This is a genomic window from Kitasatospora sp. NPDC028961, from assembly GCF_055564815.1.
In genome coordinates this window covers 73,761-90,456 of the sequence record NZ_JBVHVO010000026.1, presented here as the reverse complement: position 1 = coordinate 90,456, position 16,696 = coordinate 73,761, and the positions used below count along the sequence as shown (strand labels likewise).

The 16,696-nt window shown below is 73.0% G+C and carries 13 protein-coding genes; 4 read left to right on the top strand and 9 right to left on the bottom strand.

What is annotated here, in order from left to right; translation table 11 throughout:
- Nucleotides 1–174 precede the first annotated feature (174 nt).
- A complete protein-coding gene (gene nagB / locus ACZ4UX_RS30255; RefSeq protein ID WP_329491001.1) occupies nt 175–957 on the bottom strand; it encodes a glucosamine-6-phosphate deaminase in 783 nt (260 codons plus the stop codon).
- Nucleotides 958–1,332: 375 nt separating this feature from the next.
- Nucleotides 1,333–2,328, bottom strand: coding sequence for a 2-hydroxyacid dehydrogenase (locus tag ACZ4UX_RS30250; RefSeq protein ID WP_465708968.1), 996 nt, complete (start codon nt 2,326–2,328; stop codon nt 1,333–1,335).
- Between the two features lie 475 nt (nt 2,329–2,803).
- Here ACZ4UX_RS30250 and melC1 point away from each other — a divergent pair, with 475 nt between their 5' ends.
- Together melC1 and melC2 are read left to right on the top strand one after the other, a co-directional pair.
- Entirely contained in the window at nt 2,804–3,208 is a 405-nt protein-coding gene (gene melC1, locus ACZ4UX_RS30245) for an apotyrosinase chaperone MelC1 (RefSeq protein ID WP_329491003.1), read from the top strand.
- 56 nt (nt 3,209–3,264) lie between these two features.
- The gene (gene melC2 / locus ACZ4UX_RS30240; RefSeq protein ID WP_465708967.1) at nt 3,265–4,092 is read left to right on the top strand and encodes a tyrosinase MelC2; all 828 of its coding nucleotides are present in this window, start codon (nt 3,265–3,267) and stop codon (nt 4,090–4,092) included.
- Between the two features lie 92 nt (nt 4,093–4,184).
- Here the strand turns inward: melC2 and ACZ4UX_RS30235 are convergent, their stop codons facing one another.
- The 7 genes from ACZ4UX_RS30235 to asnB all read right to left on the bottom strand — a co-directional run bounded on the left by ACZ4UX_RS30235 (nt 4,185) and on the right by asnB (nt 14,205).
- Complete coding sequence (locus tag ACZ4UX_RS30235; RefSeq protein ID WP_329491007.1) at nt 4,185–5,210, bottom strand: 6-phosphofructokinase; 1,026 nt, start codon at nt 5,208–5,210, stop codon at nt 4,185–4,187.
- A 351-nt stretch (nt 5,211–5,561) separates the two neighbouring features.
- Complete coding sequence (locus ACZ4UX_RS30230) at nt 5,562–6,290, bottom strand: type 1 glutamine amidotransferase (RefSeq protein WP_329491008.1); 729 nt, start codon at nt 6,288–6,290, stop codon at nt 5,562–5,564.
- Between the two features lie 43 nt (nt 6,291–6,333).
- On the bottom strand, nt 6,334–7,596 hold the full coding sequence (locus tag ACZ4UX_RS30225) for a MurT ligase domain-containing protein (protein WP_329491009.1): 1,263 nt from the start codon (nt 7,594–7,596) through the stop codon (nt 6,334–6,336).
- Nucleotides 7,597–7,973: 377 nt separating this feature from the next.
- Nucleotides 7,974–9,401: a GNAT family N-acetyltransferase gene (locus ACZ4UX_RS30220; protein ID WP_396490556.1), complete on the bottom strand. Its 1,428-nt coding sequence runs from the start codon at nt 9,399–9,401 to the stop codon at nt 7,974–7,976.
- Nucleotides 9,402–9,477: 76 nt separating this feature from the next.
- Nucleotides 9,478–10,914, bottom strand: coding sequence for a pyridoxal phosphate-dependent decarboxylase family protein (locus ACZ4UX_RS30215; protein ID WP_465708966.1), 1,437 nt, complete (start codon nt 10,912–10,914; stop codon nt 9,478–9,480).
- Between the two features lie 120 nt (nt 10,915–11,034).
- A complete protein-coding gene (locus tag ACZ4UX_RS30210; RefSeq protein ID WP_465708965.1) occupies nt 11,035–12,150 on the bottom strand; it encodes a hypothetical protein in 1,116 nt (371 codons plus the stop codon).
- Between the two features lie 204 nt (nt 12,151–12,354).
- A complete protein-coding gene (asnB, locus tag ACZ4UX_RS30205; protein ID WP_465708964.1) occupies nt 12,355–14,205 on the bottom strand; it encodes an asparagine synthase (glutamine-hydrolyzing) in 1,851 nt (616 codons plus the stop codon).
- Between the two features lie 249 nt (nt 14,206–14,454).
- Between asnB and ACZ4UX_RS30200 the strand changes: the two genes are divergently transcribed.
- Together ACZ4UX_RS30200 and glmS are read left to right on the top strand one after the other, a co-directional pair.
- A complete protein-coding gene (locus ACZ4UX_RS30200; RefSeq protein ID WP_352294279.1) occupies nt 14,455–14,739 on the top strand; it encodes a hypothetical protein in 285 nt (94 codons plus the stop codon).
- Between the two features lie 44 nt (nt 14,740–14,783).
- Nucleotides 14,784–16,610, top strand: a complete 1,827-nt coding sequence (gene glmS / locus ACZ4UX_RS30195) for a glutamine--fructose-6-phosphate transaminase (isomerizing) (RefSeq protein ID WP_396490561.1) — start codon at nt 14,784–14,786, stop codon at nt 16,608–16,610.
- The last annotated feature ends 86 nt before the right edge of the window (nt 16,611–16,696 follow it).

Sequence of the window (16,696 nt, the reverse complement as noted above, 5' to 3'; positions counted from 1 at the left end):
CCCGCTCGGGGGCTCGGCGGCCGCTCGCCCCGGACCGCCGGACGGTCCGGCCGAGGCGGCCGCGCCGTGTGTCGGGTGCGGCGGCGCGGGGGAACGCCGAGGACCCGTCACCGCGGGCGGTGACGGGTCCTCGGCGGTGGGGCTCCGGTTCCACCGGGTGGCCCCGGCCTCGTGTCAGAGGCCCTGCCAGGCGGGCTTGGCGGCGTAGGTGTCGCGGAAGTAGTCGGCGAGCTTGAGGCCGGAGGCGGCCGCCTCGTCGACGACGACGGTGGCGTGCGGGTGCAGCTGCAGGGCCGAGGCCGGCACCATCGCGGACAGCGGGCCCTCCACCGCGAGGGCGACGGCCTCGGCCTTGGCCTCACCGGTGGCGAGCAGCACCAGGTGGCGGGCCTCCAGGATGGTGCCGATGCCCTGGGTGAGCACGTGGTGCGGGACTTCGTCGAGGCTGTCGAAGAACCGGGCGTTGTCCTCGCGGGTCTGCCGGGTCAGCGTCTTGATGCGGGTGCGCGAGGCGAGCGAGGAGCACGGCTCGTTGAAGCCGATGTGGCCGTCGGTGCCGATGCCGAGCAGCTGGAGGTCGACCCCGCCGGCCTCGGCGAGCGCGCGGTCGTACGCCGCCGCGGCCGCGGCGATGTCCGGCGCGTTGCCGTCCGGCCCGAGGAAGGACGCCTCGGTCAGGCCGAGCGGCCCGACGACCTCGCGCAGGACCACCGAGCGGTACGACTCGGGGTGGCCGGCCGGGAGGCCGACGTACTCGTCCAGCTGGCAGACGCGTGCGCGGGAGGCGTCCAGGGTCCCGGCCTGCACGCGGGCGGCCAGTGCCTGGTAGATCGGCGTCGGGGTGGAGCCGGTTGCCACCCCGAGCAGGGCGTCGGGCTTGTCGGTCAGCAGATCGGCGATCGCCGCGGCGATGAGGCTGCCTCCGGCGGCAGCGTCGGGCACGATCACGATTTCCATACGGATAGCCATTTCTGGAGAGCGACGTAGAGGTCTAGACCACATTCTGCCGCGAATTCCTCCCCCAGGTCCATTCCGTTCCCCCGGGCGTCCCGGAGGGTGGTCGGCCCCGCCCCGGACGGGGCGGGGCCGGGCCGGGCGGTGGGCGGGCTCCTCGGCGGGGCCCCCGGAGCACACCGGCGACGTCGCCCCGTACGTGCACCAGGGTCATGTCCTCGGCTGCGGCGCGTTCAGGATCCAGGCCGACGCGCAGGCCGTCCTGCGGGCGGACACGCTCGACCCGAACGCACTCGACCGGGACGGCGACGGCCTCGCGTACCCGGACCTCCCCGGGCCGAAGGACCGCAAGCCGGGCCCCCGCCGGACACCCCGGGGTCAGTTCCTCGGTACCAGGGTGTTCTCGCTGCGCCGGCCGGCTTCGAAGTCGTCGACGTTGCGGACCGTCGCGTCGATGATCTGGCCGACGGCGGTGTGCGTGAAGTAGGCCTGGTGGGAGGTGATCAGGACCTGCGGGAAGGTGACCAGCCGGGCGAGCGTGTCGTCGCTGACGCCCTCGACCGAGCGGTCGTAGAAGAAGACGCCGGTCTCCTCCTCGTAGACGTCCAGACCGACGCCGGACAGCCGGCCGGCGCGCAGCGTCTCGACCAGGGCGGTGGTGTCGACGAGGCCGCCGCGGCTGGAGTTGATCAGGATCGCGTCGTCCTTCATCAGGGCGAGCGCCGCGCCGTCGATCACATGGTGGGTGCTCGGGACCAGCGGGACGTGCAGGCTGATCAGGTCGCTGCGGGCGAGCAGTTCGGCGCGGTCCACGTAGGTCATGCCGAGCGCGGTGCACGCGGGGTTCTCCGTGATGTCCCAGCCGAGCAGCTCGGTGCCGAAGCCGTGGGCGATCCGGGCGAAGCACTCGCCGATCTTGCCGGTGCCGAGCACGCCGACCGTCATCCCGTGGATGTCGCGGCCGAGCAGCCCGTCCAGCCGGAAGTCGAACTCGCGGGAGCGGTTGGTGGCCCGGGTGAGCCGCCGGTTCACCGCGAGCGCCAGCGCCCAGGCGTGCTCGGCGACGGCGTACGGGCTGTAGTACGAGACCCGGGCGACGGTGAGGCCGAGCTCGGCGGCGGCGTCCAGGTCGATGTTGTTGAAGCCGGTGGAGCGCTGCGCGATCAGCTCGGTGCCGCCGGATGCGAGCAGGCCGAGCGTCCGGGCGTCCAGGACGTCGTTGACGCTGCTGCTGACCGCGCGGTGCCCGGCCGCCAGCGGGGCGGTGTCGCGGTCGAGGAAGACCGCCAGGCTGCGCAGCGCGTGGCGCTCGGCGAAGGCCTTCTCCAGCAGGGGCCGCTCATCTTGTTGGACGCCGTAGGCGAGGATCTCCATTCCGTCACGCTACCGAGCCGTCCCGCTCCGACGCCCCCGACGCGTCGGGGGCGTCGCGCCCACCGGACGAACCGACAGTTGTGGCCGGTGGTACCGGGGTTCGGCCACCGTCGGCCGGAGGGAGGCCGTCCCATCGCGCCATCCTGGCCGGGTGGTGCCGGTCACCGCGGAAGGGTCGGGGGCGAAGGATTTTCGGCGCGGGATCTGCACAGCGTGAAGATCGATCCGGGTCTGACGATCATTCAGTGGAGAAACGGGAGATCTTCCTGGGGCGTCCGAGGCGTGGGCAGCCGGGGGATGGCTGGATCCGCGCCAACCGTACGTACCCCCGCCGATCGGCAGTTCACTAGGTCGAGTTGCCCTGCGAGCATCGAAACAGCGAGCACGATCATGAAATCGCCTCGCATTAACGTTTCTGCAAGCTTTTCTGAACGGCGCCCCAACACCAGACGGGGTGCCCAAGGGGGGTACCACCATGTCCGAAGACACCCATGCCTCGGAGCTGACCCGGCGGCGGATGCTGCAGGGGGCCGCCGTGGCCCTGACCGCGGCCGCCGGCACCGTCGTGCTCGGCGTCGCCGGTCCGACCAGCAAGTCGGCGACGGCGGCCGACCCGGGGGCGTCCGACACCTTCGACGAGGTCTTCCAGGGCCGTCGCATCCAGGGCCGCCCGGTCACCGACGGCAGCAGCCACCACCACGGCGGCGCCGGCTACTCGGTGCGGATCGACGGCGACGAGCTGCACATGATGCGCAACGCGGACGGCACCTGGATCAGCGTCGTCAACCACTACCAGACCTTCGCCACGCCGCGCGCGCTCGCCCGCGCGGCCGTCAGCGAGCTGCAGGGCGCCACGCTCGTGCCGATCGCGACGGTCTGAGCACCGAGTCCGAACACCCGGACCAGGAACACCACTTCACACCCAAGGGGGGACTCATGGCAGTCCGCAAGAACCAGGCGACCCTGACGGCCCAGGAGAAGCGCGCCTTCGTCAACGCCGTGCTCGAACTCAAGCGCAACGGCGGTTACGACTCCTTCGTCACGACCCACAACAACTTCATCATCAGCGACACCGACAACGGCGAGCGGGTCGGCCACCGTTCGCCGTCCTTCCTGCCCTGGCACCGGCGCTTCCTGCTCCAGTTCGAGGGGGCCCTGCAGGCGATCGACCCGACCGTCACCCTCCCGTACTGGGACTGGACGGCGGACCGCACCACCACCGCCTCGATCTGGGGCGCCGACTTCATGGGCGGCAACGGCCGCAGCAGCGACGGCCAGGTGACCACCGGGCCGTTCGCCTTCTCCGGCGGCAACTGGGCGCTGAACGTGCGGCCGGACAGCCGCACCTTCCTGCGGCGCCAGTTCGGCGTCTCGGTCGCCCAGCTGCCCACCCGCGCCGAGGCCACCGGTGTGCTGGCGATCGCCGCGTACGACGCCGCGCCGTGGAACAGCGCCTCGGACGGCTTCCGCAACAACCTGGAGGGCTGGCGCGGAGTCAACCTGCACAACCGGGTGCACGTCTGGGTCGGCGGTCACATGACCACCGGCATGTCGCCGAACGACCCGGTGTTCTGGCTGCACCACTGTTTCATCGACAAGCTCTGGTCGGAGTGGCAGAAGCTCCACCCGTCGTCCACCTACCTGCCGGCGGCCGGCACGGCGAACGTGGTCGACCTCAACGAGACCATGAAGCCGTGGAACGACGTGACCCCGGCGGACATGCTCGACCACACCGCCCGCTACACCTACGACACCGGCTTCTGACCGGCCGCGCGCCGACCTGACGCCCGCACGAGACGGCGCCGGCCCCCGAGCGGTTGCTCGGGGGCCGGCGGCCGTGGTCCGGTCGGGTCTGGTCAGATGACCGTCTCCGCCTCCAGGTAACGCTCCTGCGGCACGGTCTTGAGCTCGGCGACGGCCTCGCCGATCGGCACCAGGTTGATGTTGGTGCCCTGCAGTGCGGTGATGTGGCCGAAGGCGCCCTTGTGGACGGCCTCCACGGCGTGCCAGCCGAACCGGGTGGCCAGCACCCGGTCGTACGCGGTCGGGGTGCCGCCGCGCTGGGTGTGGCCGAGGATCACCGGGCGGGCCTCCTTGCCGAGCCGGTGCTCCAGCTCCCGGGAGAGCTGGGTGGCGATGCCGGTGAACCGCTCGTGGCCGTAGATGTCCTTGCTGCCCTCTTCCCAGTGCATGGTGCCGGGCTCGGGCTTGGCGCCCTCGGCGCAGACCACGATCGCGAACTTCTTCTGCCGGTCGAAGCGCTCGCGGACGACGGCCGTGAGCTTGTCGATGTGGAACGGGCGCTCCGGGACGACGATCGCGTGGGCGCCGGCGGCCATGCCCGCGTTGAGCGCGATCCAGCCGGTGTGCCGGCCCATGACCTCGACGACCATGACCCGCTGGTGCGACTCGGCCGTGGTCTTCAGCCGGTCCAGCGCGTCGGTGGCGACCGAGACCGCGGTGTCGAAGCCGAAGGTGACATCGGTGCACGCGATGTCGTTGTCGATGGTCTTCGGCACGCCGACGATCGGCAGACCGGCGTCGCTCATCAGCTTGGCGGCCTTGAGGGTGCCCTCGCCGCCGATCGGGATGACCGCGTCCAGACCGAGGTCGGCGCAGTACCGCTTGGCGCGCTCGACGCCGTCCCGCAGATGGCTCGGCTGCACTCGCGAGGAGCCGAGGATGGTGCCGCCCTGGGCGAGGATGCCGCTCACCGAGTCCAGGGTCAGGGGGCGGTGGACGCCCTCCAGGAAACCGCGCCAGCCGTCCTCGAACCCGATGATCTCGTCGCCGTGGTCGACCACCCCCCGGTGGACCACGGAGCGGATCACCGCATTCAGGCCGGGGCAGTCACCGCCGCTGGTCAGCACTCCAATACGCATTGCTTTGCAACTCCCGAGCAGAACCGAGGAACGGCCGGACTACAGGCTGGGACGACGAACCGTCACCGTAGCGGTCGGTTCCCACACCGTGATGGCGGGGAGATGACCGAGGGGTGAAGGACCGGTCGATCCGGACAGAACGCCCGAAAACGACCGTGCAGTCGAGCATACGACCCCTGCGTCCGGCCGGGCAGGAGCCGACGCGGGAGCGGCGCCGTCGGCGCCCCCGCGCGGAAGTGCAGCCTGCTGCCGAGGAGGGTGTGCAGCCGGCATCCCCATTGTCGTACGTCCGGGCCCGCCCGTGGACCGGATGACCGCATCGCGGGCACCCGGTCGGAGCGGGCCGGCGTACTACGCGGGGCGCGAAGTGGCCGCGATGCGCTCGGCGCGCAGCGCGTCGTACCAGGTGGTGTCGGCCGGCGGCAGGGCGTTCACGTCCAGCGCCAGCTTGATCAGCATGTCCGCGACCGCGGGATTGCGGGCCATCACGGGGCCGTGCAGGTACGTCCCGAAGACGGTGTCCCGCCAGGCACCCTCGGTGCCGTCACCGGTGCCGTTGCCCCGGCCCGCGGTGACGGTGGCCAGCGGCTGGACGCCCTGGCCGAGGTGCGTGATGCCCTGGTGGTTCTCGAAACCGGTCAGCTGCGGCAGGGCCAGGCGCGGGTCGACGTCGGCGAGCACGTCGCCGACGCAGCGGGCGCCCTCGCCGCGGGTGGTCCAGACGTCGAGCAGGCCGAGGCCCGGCTCGCGCTCGCCGAGGTCGTTGACGAACTCGTGGCCGAGGATCTGGTAGCCGGCGCAGACGGCGAAGATGATCGCGCCGTTCTCGGCGGCCCGGACCAGCCCGCTGTCGCCCCGCAGGCGCTCGGCGGCCAGCCGCTGCGGCCGGTCCTCACCGCCGCCGATCAGGTAGATGTCCCCGCTGGTGGGCACCGCCTGGTCGGAGCGGACGTCGATCCTGGTCACGTTGAGGTGGCGCTGGCGGGCCCGGCGCTCCACGACCAGGGCGTTGCCCCGGTCGCCGTAGGTGCTGAGCAGGTCGGGGTAGACCCAGACCACGCGCAGGCTGCTCTCACTCATCCTCGAAGGCCTTCCGTCGTGAAGTGGGCTGCTGGGCCGGGCATCAGCCGGCCACGACCTTCCGCAGCTGCTGGAAGGCGGTGTAGTTGGCGATCGCCTCGATCCGGCCGGGCGGGGCCATCCGGACGGCCTGCTCCAGCGAGTCCACCACGTGGAACTGCAGCCCGGCGACCTCCAGGCGGACGGCGAGGTCCAGCTTGCGCTGGCCCATCACGAAGACCGGGTGCCCGGCGAGGCGCTCGTAGTCGACGTCCCAGAGCCACGAGGTGTCGGTTCCGTCGGCGTCGAGCGCGTTGACGGAGAGGATCACCGGCGCCGGCGGGCCGTCGATCAGCGAGAAGGTCTCCAGCCAGCCGGCCGGGTTCTTGGCGAGCAGCAGCCTGATGTCCCGGCCCTGGTACTGGACCACGTCGTAGCGGCCGGCCACGGCCGTCACCGACTGCATCCGCTCCAGCGCGACCTGCGGCGGGACGCCGAAGACGGCGGCCACGGCGGCGGAGCTGGTGGCGTTGGCCAGGTTGGCGCGGCCGGGCAGCTGGAGCTGGATCGGCCAGGCGCCGCGCTGCGGGTCGATCACGTGGGTGCCCTGGAGCGCCCAGTGCGGGTTGGGGCGCCGGAAGCCGCAGTCCTGGCAGAACCAGTCGTCGCCGGGGCGCTGCATCACGCCGCCGCAGGCGGGGCAGGACCAGGCGTCCTCCTTCCAGGCCTGTCCGGCGGCCACCCAGACCACCTTCTTGCAGGAGGAGGCGGCCCAGGTCACCAGCGGGTCGTCGGCGTTGGCGATGACCACGGCCTCGGTGTCCTGGAGGCCCTCGCGCCACTTCTCGGCCATCATCCGGGTCTCGGCGGCGCGGTCCAGCTGGTCGCGCGAGAGGTTGAGCAGGGCGATCGCCTTGGGGTGGGTGTCACGGGCCACTCCGGCCAGGTACTTCTCGTCCACCTCGATGACGCCGAAGCGGGCGTCCGTGCCGCCGGCCAGGGCGGAGGTGATGCCGGCCGGCATGTTGGCGCCCAGGGCGTTGGAGACCACCGGGCCGGCGGCGCGCAGCGCCTCGGCGATCAGCCGGGTGGTCGTGGTCTTGCCGTTGGTGGCACTGACCAGCACGACGTCCAGGTGGTCGGCGAGGGTGGCGAGCAGGTCGGGGTCGAGCCTCAGGGCGATCTTGCCGCCGATCACCGAGCCGCTGCCTCGGCCCGCCTTCTGGGACAGGGCGGCGGCCACCTTGCCGGCCGTGACCGCGATCTTGGCGCGGGCGGGCAGCGAGGCGTCGCGTGCGCCTGTGGGCTCCGATTCGGTGCCTGCCATGCTCAGTGGTTCCTCCTTGCTGCGGCACCGCCCGGGGCCGGATAACGGGCCGTCGGGCGGCGGGGACGGGGCCAGCCTACCGACTCCGCCGCCCGGCTCGACGCTCCGGACCCCGCGCCGCCTGCTGCGACGGCGCCGGCTGCCTCGTCGGCGCCGCTCTGACGCGGCGTCAGAACGGGCGGTGTACGGAGGGGCCTTGCCCTGCGGGGGACGCCTCGGCCGGGCCGGTCGGTTCCCCCGGTGCGCGCCTGCGAGGGGCCCGCCGAGCGCCCGACGGCGCCGGTCCGGTCCGGGCGCGCGACGGTCCGGGCGGCATGATCGCCGCCCGGACCGGTGAGCGTGCCGAGGCCCGCGGTGAGGATCCGGTGAAGACCGGACTACCTGCCCGGCCGGGTGGGCCAGGGCACGGGCAGCTCCTCGGCGGCCTCCGCCAGGTGCGCGGTGATCACCAGGGTGCCCTCCTCGACCTGGTAGTCCAGCGGCGCGGCCAGCTTGCGCATGGTGGCGATCAGCCCGGTGTTGGAGGAGTGGGTGACGGCGTAGACCGTCTCCACTCCGGCCTCCAGCGCCAGCGCGGCCATCCGCCGCATCAGGTCGAGCCCCAGCCCGCGCCGCTGCCAGTCGTCCTCGACCAGCACCGCGACCTCGGCGCTGCCGTCGTCCCACATCAGGTGCCCGAGGGCGACGATCCGCCCGTCGGCGGCCTCGACCGTGAGGGTCTGGCCGTGCCGGGCGTCCAGCAGGTGGTCCAGATAGCGGTCGGCGTCCCGGACGGGGCCGTGGTAGCGCCGGCGCAGGGTCTCCGGGGAGCAGCGCCCGTGCATCGCCAGCGCCGCCTCCCGGTCGCCCTCGTCCGCGCGCCGCACGGTCAGGTCCGCCCCGGCGGGCAGCCGCAGCCGGGCCCGGACGTCCGGCACCCGGGGGCCGAGCAGGGTGTCCAGCTCGACCAGGGCCTGGGCCCGGGCGAACTCGGTCGGGGTGAACGGCAGGTGCGGGCGGCTGAGCTCGATGAGGTCGCCGGAGGGCACCGGCAGCCGCATCAGGTGCCCGTCCACCCCGGCGCCGCCGCGCCGGGCCGCGCCCGGGTACTGCCGGATTGCGCACTGCCCGAACAGCCGGCGCAGCGCGATCGGCAGCTCGGCGGCGTCCAGCGCGGTGCGGGTCGCCAGCGCCAGGACGTGGGTGGGCACGTCCACCAGGTCGTGCGCGTCGGCCGGGTCGGTCCAGATGTCGTGCCCGCCGGCCGACGCCACCAGCGCGGCCAGGTCGGTCCGGGTGAGGGCGTGCGGCGCCCGGACGAAGAACTCGTCCACGGTGCCGTTCGGCAGCGGGTGGGACTGCATCGAGATGATGTTGACCTGCCGCTCGGCGAAGGCCGTGCAGACCCGGGCCAGACTGCCGGGGGAGTCCTGCACCGTGGTGCGGACCCGCCAGAGCGCGGTCTGCTCGAAGTCGGCCAGCGGCCCCTTCAGCCCCTCCGCCGCGTTCGGCGCGGGCGGACCCGGGGGCGCCGACGCGTCCGGGGCCGGCGGGCCGTGCAGATGGTGCCGGTGTGACCACCAGGTGTGGAACAGCGCCGTGGCGAGCAGGGCCACCGCCGAGGCGGCGAGCACCACCGGGCCCTCCGGGCCGTGCACGACGAGCTTGGCCACCAGGTCGGCGGCGGTCACCGAGAGGAAGACCGCGGCCAGCTCCACGGTGTCGCGGCGCCAGCGGTGGGTTCTGGCGCCGCGCCGTTGGGCACGGGAGGGGGTCGGCGAGTGGTCGGTGGATTCGGTCGTCGTCAGAGGCTCCGTGTGCTCCATGCCATCAATCTGCCGCTCCGGTGTTTCGCGATCACGAATCCCCCGTGACCTGTCGGTAAATGTCTCCGGGCCTCGGTTACCGCTGCGCGCCGGCGAGCAGTTCGGCCGCGGCCGCCTTCACCTCGGTGAGCAGCAGGGCGAGGTCCGCCTCGGTGGTCGCGGCGTTCAGCAGGCAGGCGCGCAGCATCTCGTGGCCGTCGAGCCGGGCGCCGGTGACGAAGACCCGGCCGCGCCGCTGCACCGCGGTCGGCAGCTCCCGGTTGAGCGCGTCCAGCGCGGCGCCGTCCAGGCCGGCGGCGCGGTGACGGAACGCCACGATCGAGGTCTGCACCTCGGCCAGCAGCTCCAACTCGTCGTCCGCCTCGACGAGTTCCCCGAGGTGGCGGGCCAGCGCGGTGCACCGGGCGATGTCCCGGGCGATGCCGTCGCGGCCCCGGTGGGCGATGGTGGCCCAGACCTTGAGGGCGCGGAAGGGGCGGGTCTGCTCGGTGCCGTACTCGGAGAACCAGCCGAGCGCCCCGGCGGCCTCGTCGCGCAGGTAGGGCGGCACCAGGCTGAAGGTGGCGCGCAGCTCCTCGGTGTCGCGCACCAGCGCGCAGCCGCAGTCCACCGGGACGCCGAGCCACTTGTGCGGGTCGAGGGCGAGTGAGTCGGCCCGCTCCAGCCCGGCGTAACGGTGGGCGATCAGCGGGTCCAGTACGCCGAAGGCCCCGTACGCGCCGTCCACGTGCAGCCAGAGGCGCTGCTCGGCGCAGACGTCGGCGATCGGCCCGAAGGCGTCCACGGCGCCGGTGCCGACCGTGCCGGCGGAGGCCACCACCAGGAACGGCAGCAGTCCGGCGGCCCGGTCCCGCTCGATCGCGGCCCGCAGGACGGCCGGGTCGAGCCGGCCGTCGGGGCCGGTGGCGACGGTGCGCAGGTGCCGGCTGCCCAGGCCGAGCAGCTCGGCGGCCTTGCGCACGCACGAGTGCGTCTCGCCGGTGACGTAGCCGACCAGCGGCGGCAGCCCGGCGAGGCCGTCCTCGCGGACGTCCCACCCGGCCGCGCGGGCGGCCCGGTCGCGGGCGGCGGCGAGGCAGACGATGGTCGCCATCGAGGTGCCCGAGGTGAGCAGCCCGCCGCCGGCCGGGTGGGGGAAGCCGACCAGCTCGGCGATCCAGCGGACCACGGCCCGCTCCAGGTGGACGTCGGCGTGGTCGCCGCCGGCCGAGCTGGGGTTCATGGCGGACGCGGCGAGGGTGGCGAGCACGCCGGCCGGCGCGGGGGCGGAGTTCACCCAGCCGAAGAACCGCGGGTTGCCGTTGCCCATCGGGTACGGCAGCACCTCCGCGTCGATGGCGGTGAGCAGCTCGGTGAGCGGCCGGCCGGCCGCGGGCAGCGGCGCGTCCAGCAGGGCCTGCCGGGCGCTGTCGTCCATCGGCTGCCAGACCGGGCGGGCGGGCAGGTCGGCGAGGTAGTCGCTGACCAGGTCGGCGGCGGCGTGCGCGGCGGCGCGGAAGTCCTCGGAGGTCACGGCGGGCTCCAGGTGGTACGGGGCCGTTGGGCGAGGTGCCCTCGGCACCCCTGGCCCACCCTGTTCCTACGAAGGCGGTCCCGCGCCGTGCGGCGCGGCCCCGGTCCTGGGAGGAGGGGATCAGTCCAGGGAGGCGGAGAGCCCGCTCGCCGAGCGGCAGTAGCCCTGCATCTCCTTGTTCGTGATCTTGGCGCAGAGCCGGCCTGCCGCACCGCCGTCGGTGTAGTTGACCGTGTAGTAGCTGACCAGGCCCTCGGCGCAGGCCTTGCGCTGCCAGCCGTCGGCGGCGGTCGCGCACTGCTCGGCGGCCCACTCCTCGCGGTCCAGGTTGTACTTCATGGTCCGCGAGCCGACGCCCCGGCTGCAGTCCACCGCGCCGCCGCTCGCCTTGCCGTTGAGGCACCACTTCAGCGCCTCGCCGTAGACCTCGGGGTGGTTCGGGTAGTCGTGCGAGGAGAGGAAGAAGGTCGGCGCGTAGAAGTAGCAGGCGGACTGGTAGAGGGCCGGCTGGTCCTTGCACGGGTAGAGCGGGTCCTGCGCGAGCTTGTCGGCGGGCAGGTTCGCCTTCGCCTTCTCGTCCTCCTCGTCCGGGCCGAAGAGCTGCATGAACAGGCCCTCCGAGCAGCGGATCCGGTTCTGGTCGGTGGTGAACTTGTTGCAGAGGTCGCGGGCCTTGGCCACGTCCTGCTTGGCGACGAACATCGTGCCGTGCCCGACGCCGTGGATGCAGGGGCCGGTGTTCTTGGGCGCGCAGAGCTTGAGCAGGTCCACCTCGGGCTGGGCGGAGGCGTTCAGCATCTCCTCGACCGCGCCGTGCAGGTAGCCGGCCGCGCAGGTCTCGTGGGGGAAGGAGATGACCTTCTGGAAGTCGGCGTTGTACCGCTTGACCGCCTCGTGCCCGAGCTCGTGCGCGATCGGGTGGCAGAACCGGACGGTGTACGGCAGCTGCTTGGTGATCCGGTCGAGGTCCGCCAGCGCCACCCCCGGGTCGCTCGCCTGCATCTCGGCCATCATCTTGTTGCGCAGCGTCGAGCGGGTCCAGACCGCCGGGTCACCGGTCGGGGTCGCCGTCGCGGCGCCGCCGACGGGGGGTGCGTTGGAGCCGGCCGCGGTGGCGGCGCCGGGGGCGGTCGCCGAGGTGCTCGTCGCGGGGGTCCAGTCGGTGACGGCCACCGACCCGAGGCCCAGCACTCCCAGCAGGAGGGCGGTGAGAATCGCGAAGACTCGCGGCTGCATGGCGGAGATCCCCCGGCGGATCGAGACGGACGGTTCGCTCCCCATCCTGACGCCACGGGGGCGGGAATCCGCGTTTTGGGCAGCCATTCGGGAGGTGTCGGCGACGCTATCGCACGTCGCACCCGGTCAACGAAGCGGGATGCCCGGCGGTCACCACCCGGACGGCGGGCACCCGGCACGCCGCCGTCCGGAGGTGACGGCCGCTCACAGTTCCAGGGAGACCTGGTACTCCGTCAGCCAGGCGTTGAGGTCCAGCGCCAGGTCGACGCCGAGCCGGACGGACTGCGGGTCGGTGTCCGGCGCGAGCGCGTCGGTGAGCGCCCGGCGGTCCAGCAACCCGAGCACGGGGGCGCCCGGGTCGGCGGCGAGCTCGGCGAGTTCGGCGCGCAGCAGCGCCGGGTAGTGCGGGTCCTGGACGACGGGGTACGGGCTCTTCACCCGGTCGGCGATCTCGGCCGGCAGCAGGTCGCGGACGGCGGCCCGCAGCAGGCTTTTCTCCCGGCCGTCGAAGCTCTTCATCGCCCAGGGGGTGTTGAAGACGTACTGGACCAGCCGGTGGTCGCAGAACGGCACCCGGACCTCCAGGCCGTTGGCCATGCTCATCCGGTCCTTGCGGTCCAGCAGGATGCAGACGAAGCGGGTGAGGTTGAGGTAGGAGATCTCGCGCATCCGGCGTTCCACCGGGTCGGCGCCGGGCAGGTGGGGGACTTCGGTCAGCGCCTCGCGGTAGCGGGCCCGCCGGTACTCGGCCACGTCGAGCTTCTCGGCCAGCCCCCGGTCCAGCAGCTGGTCGCGCGGGCCGGCGCCGGTTCCGCCGAGCTGGGTGACCGCGTCCACCCACGGGAAGTCGTCGGCGGCGACCAGCTTCGGGTCGTGGTACCAGCGGTAGCCGCCGAACAGCTCGTCGGCGGACTCGCCGGACAGCGCCACGGTGGACTTCTCGCGCACCCCCCGGAAGAGCAGCAGCAGCGAGACGTCCATGTCGCCGAAGCCGCCGGGGGTGTCCCGGGCCCGCAGTACGGCGGAGCGCTGCGCCGGGTCGGTGAGCGCGGCGCTGTCCAGCTCGATGACGTGGTGGTCGGCGCCGACGTGCCCGGCCAGCATCCGCGCGTACGGGCCGTCCGGGGTGGACCGGACGGCGTCGGCCCGGAAGCTCTCGCTCTGGCCGGTGAAGTCGACCGCGAAGGAGCGCACCGGGCCGGCACCGGCCGTCCGCAGCGCCCGGGCGGCGATGGCGGTGACGGCGCTGGAGTCGAGCCCGCCGGAGAGCAGCGAGCAGAGCGGGACGTCCGCCTCCAGCTGGCGGTGGACGATGTCCTCCAGCAGGGCGCGCACGGTGGCGACGGTGGTCTCCAGGTTGTGGGTGTGCTCGCGGGCCTCCAGCGCCCAGTACCGCCGGCTCGTGACGCCCTGGCTGCGCACCCGGACGACGTGGCCGGGCCGCACCTCGGCGATCCCCCGGTAGACGGTGCGGCCGGGGGTCCGGCTGACGGCGAGCATCTCGCGCAGCCCGTCCAGGTCGACCACCGCCCGGACGTCCGGGTGCGCCAGCACGGCCTTGGCCTCGGAGCCGAAGACCACGCCGTGCGGCGTCCGGAAGTAGTGCAGCGGCTTGACGCCCATCCGGTCGCGGACCAGCAGCAGCTCCTGGCGGCGGGAGTCCCAGACGGCGAAGGCGAACATGCCGTTCAGTCGCTCGGCCAGGCCCTCGCCCCACTCCAGGTAGGCGTGCAGCACCACCTCGGTGTCGCTGCGGGTGCGGAACCGGTGGCCGGCCGCCTCCAGCTCGGCGCGCAGCTCGCGGTGGTTGTAGACCTCGCCGCTGTAGGTGAGGGCGGCCAGTACGCGGCCGTCGTGCTCGACGGTCATGGGCTGGATGCCGCCCTCGATGTCGATCACGGCGAGGCGGCGGTGGCCGAGCGCGGCGTGCCGCTCCAGGTGGGCGCCGCCGGCGTCCGGGCCGCGGCAGAGCTGGGTCCGCGTCATCGCGTCCAGCACTGGACGCTGGGCGGTGAGGTCGCGCTCGAAGTCGACCCATCCGGTGATCCCGCACATCAGCAAGCCTCCGGTCTTCCGCTACGCATCTCCGATGCGTATGCGGAGTATCACGCTACGGGGCGTAGTGGTGTCGCTACAAGGGTGTGTCGGCCGGGTGGCGAACCGGCGCCGGCCGGGGTGGCGCGCCGCCACCCGAGGGCCGAAAGGGACTTCGGGCGCCCTGCCTCCTCCAAATGCCGCAAGGCCTGCCCGAAATCGGGCAGGATCTTTGATCTCGCGGCCCGGTCCGGCCTAGGCTCCCCATTCGTGTCCAGCTCACCCGGCTCCTCGCACCCTCACGAAGACCTGCTCGCGCACCTCACCCGGACCAGCCCGCTCGGGCCCCGCGAGGCGGCGCGGGTGGTGGCGGAGGTGCTGGCGTACTTCTCCGAGACGACCGAGGAGTACGTCCGCCGCCGCCACGGCGAGCTGCAGGCACGCGGCCTGACCAACGAGAAGATCTTCGCCCGGCTGGCCGAGGAGCTGCCCGCCCGGCGCGTCGCGGCGCCCGGGCTCTCGGCCCGCCAGCTGCGCCGGATCGTCTACGGCTGACCGCCGTCGCCCCCTCGCCCTCCCCGTTCAAGGAGTCCACCCAGATGTGCGGAATCGTGGCCTACATCGGCCCCAAGGACGCGACCCCCTTCCTCCTGGAGGGCCTGGCCCGGCTGGAGTACCGCGGCTACGACTCGGCCGGCGTGGCCGTCACCGGCCGCACCGGCGGCCTCAAGCTCCGCAAGGTCAAGGGCCGGGTCGCCGACCTCGCCGCCGCCGTACCGGCCCGGTTCAAGGGCACCACCGGCATCGGGCACACCCGCTGGGCGACCCACGGCGTGCCCAGCGACGCCAACGCCCACCCGCACCTGGACAACGCCGAGCGCATCGCCGTCGTCCACAACGGCATCATCGAGAACGCCGACGAGCTGCGGGCCAAGCTGACCGCCGACGGCGCGGTGTTCCGCTCCGAGACCGACACCGAGGTGCTCGCCCACCTGATCGCCGCGCACGCCGCCGAGGGCGCGGAGCTGGAGGACGCGGTGCGCGCCGCGCTCGGCAAGGTGGTCGGCACCTACGGCATCGCCGTGCTCGACGCGGAGCAGCCCGACCGGATCGTGGTCGCCCGCAACGGCAGCCCGATCGTGCTCGGCATCGGCGAGAAGGAGATGTTCGCCGCCTCCGACGTCTCCGCCCTCGTCCGCTACACCCGCCAGGTCGTCCACCTGGAGGACGGCGAGCTGGCCACCGTCCGCGCCGACGGCTTCCGCACCTTCACCGAGGACGCCCGCACCACCCACCGCCAGCCGTCCACCGTCGACTGGGAGATCGACTCCTACGACACCGGCGGCTACGAGCACTTCCTGCTCAAGGAGATCCACGAGCAGCCCGGCTCGGTGGAGCGCACCCTCAGCGGCCGGCTCGACGAGCGCTTCGCCACCGCCCACCTCGGCGGTCTCAACCTGGACGCCCGCGAGCTGCGCGAGATCCGCCGGGTCAAGATCCTCGGCTGCGGCTCCGCCTACTACGCCGGCGAGATGGGCGCCCAGCTGATCGAGGAGCTGTCCCGGATCCCCGCCCACAGCGAGCCGGCCTCGGAGTTCCGCTACCGCAACCCGGTGATCGAGGCGGACACCCTGTACGTGGCGGTCAGCCAGTCCGGCGAGACCTACGACACGCTCGCCGCCGTCCAGGAGATCAAGCGCAAGGGCGGGCGGGTGCTCGGCGTGGTCAACACCGTCGGCAGCGCCATCGCGCGCGAGTGCGACGGCGGCATCTACCTGCACGCCGGCCCGGAGATCTCGGTCGCCTCCACCAAGGCCTTCACCTCGACGGTGGTCGCCTTCGCGCTGCTCGCCCTGCACTTCGGCCGCATCCACGACCTCTCGCCCGCCGACGGCCGCCGGATCGTGGCCGGGCTGAAGGCGCTGCCGGACCAGATCCGGGAGATCCTCGCGCAGGGCGAGGAGATCGCCGAGCTCGCGGCCGCGTACGCCGAGTCCGAAGGCATGATGTTCATCGGCCGGGTCCGCGGCTTCCCGGTGGCCCGCGAGGGTGCGCAGAAGCTCAAGGAGATCTCCTACGTCCACGCCGAGGCCTACCCCGCCAGCGAGCTGAAGCACGGCCCGCTCGCGCTGATCAGCCCCGAGCTGCCGACCGTCGCGCTGGTCCCGGACGACGAGCTGCTCGACAAGAACCTCACCACCCTCGGTGAGATCAAGGCCCGCTCCGGCCGCGTGCTGGCCGTCGCCCACCGCCGGCCCGAGGCCAAGCTCGCGGACCACTGCATCCTGGTGCCCAAGAGCGAGCCGGAGCTGGACCCGCTGCTCCTCAACATCCCGCTCCAGCTGCTGGCCTACTACGCCGCGGTGGCCCTGAAGCGCGACGTCGACAAGCCCCGCAACCTGGCGAAGAGCGTGACGGTCGAGTAGCGGCCGCCCGGCCGCACGGAACCGGCCGCCCGGGTGCGTCGCGCGCCCGGGCGGCCGCGCCGGTCCCGGAGATGATTGACTTTGCC

Excerpts from the sequence above, each read along its gene's own strand:
- ACZ4UX_RS30225 (WP_329491009.1), bottom strand. The coding sequence starts at position 7,596 with ATGGCAGGCACCGAATCGGAGCCCACAGGCGCACGCGACGCCTCGCTG.
- ACZ4UX_RS30230 (WP_329491008.1), bottom strand. The coding sequence starts at position 6,290 with ATGAGTGAGAGCAGCCTGCGCGTGGTCTGGGTCTACCCCGACCTGCTC.
- ACZ4UX_RS30210 (WP_465708965.1), bottom strand. The coding sequence starts at position 12,150 with ATGCAGCCGCGAGTCTTCGCGATTCTCACCGCCCTCCTGCTGGGAGTG.
- ACZ4UX_RS30250 (WP_465708968.1), bottom strand. The coding sequence starts at position 2,328 with ATGGAGATCCTCGCCTACGGCGTCCAACAAGATGAGCGGCCCCTGCTG.
- ACZ4UX_RS30220 (WP_396490556.1), bottom strand. The coding sequence starts at position 9,401 with ATGGAGCACACGGAGCCTCTGACGACGACCGAATCCACCGACCACTCG.
- glmS (WP_396490561.1), top strand. The coding sequence starts at position 14,784 with ATGTGCGGAATCGTGGCCTACATCGGCCCCAAGGACGCGACCCCCTTC.
- melC2 (WP_465708967.1), top strand. The coding sequence starts at position 3,265 with ATGGCAGTCCGCAAGAACCAGGCGACCCTGACGGCCCAGGAGAAGCGC.
- asnB (WP_465708964.1), bottom strand. The coding sequence starts at position 14,205 with ATGTGCGGGATCACCGGATGGGTCGACTTCGAGCGCGACCTCACCGCC.
- nagB (WP_329491001.1), bottom strand. The coding sequence starts at position 957 with ATGGAAATCGTGATCGTGCCCGACGCTGCCGCCGGAGGCAGCCTCATC.
- melC1 (WP_329491003.1), top strand. The coding sequence starts at position 2,804 with ATGTCCGAAGACACCCATGCCTCGGAGCTGACCCGGCGGCGGATGCTG.
- ACZ4UX_RS30235 (WP_329491007.1), bottom strand. The coding sequence starts at position 5,210 with ATGCGTATTGGAGTGCTGACCAGCGGCGGTGACTGCCCCGGCCTGAAT.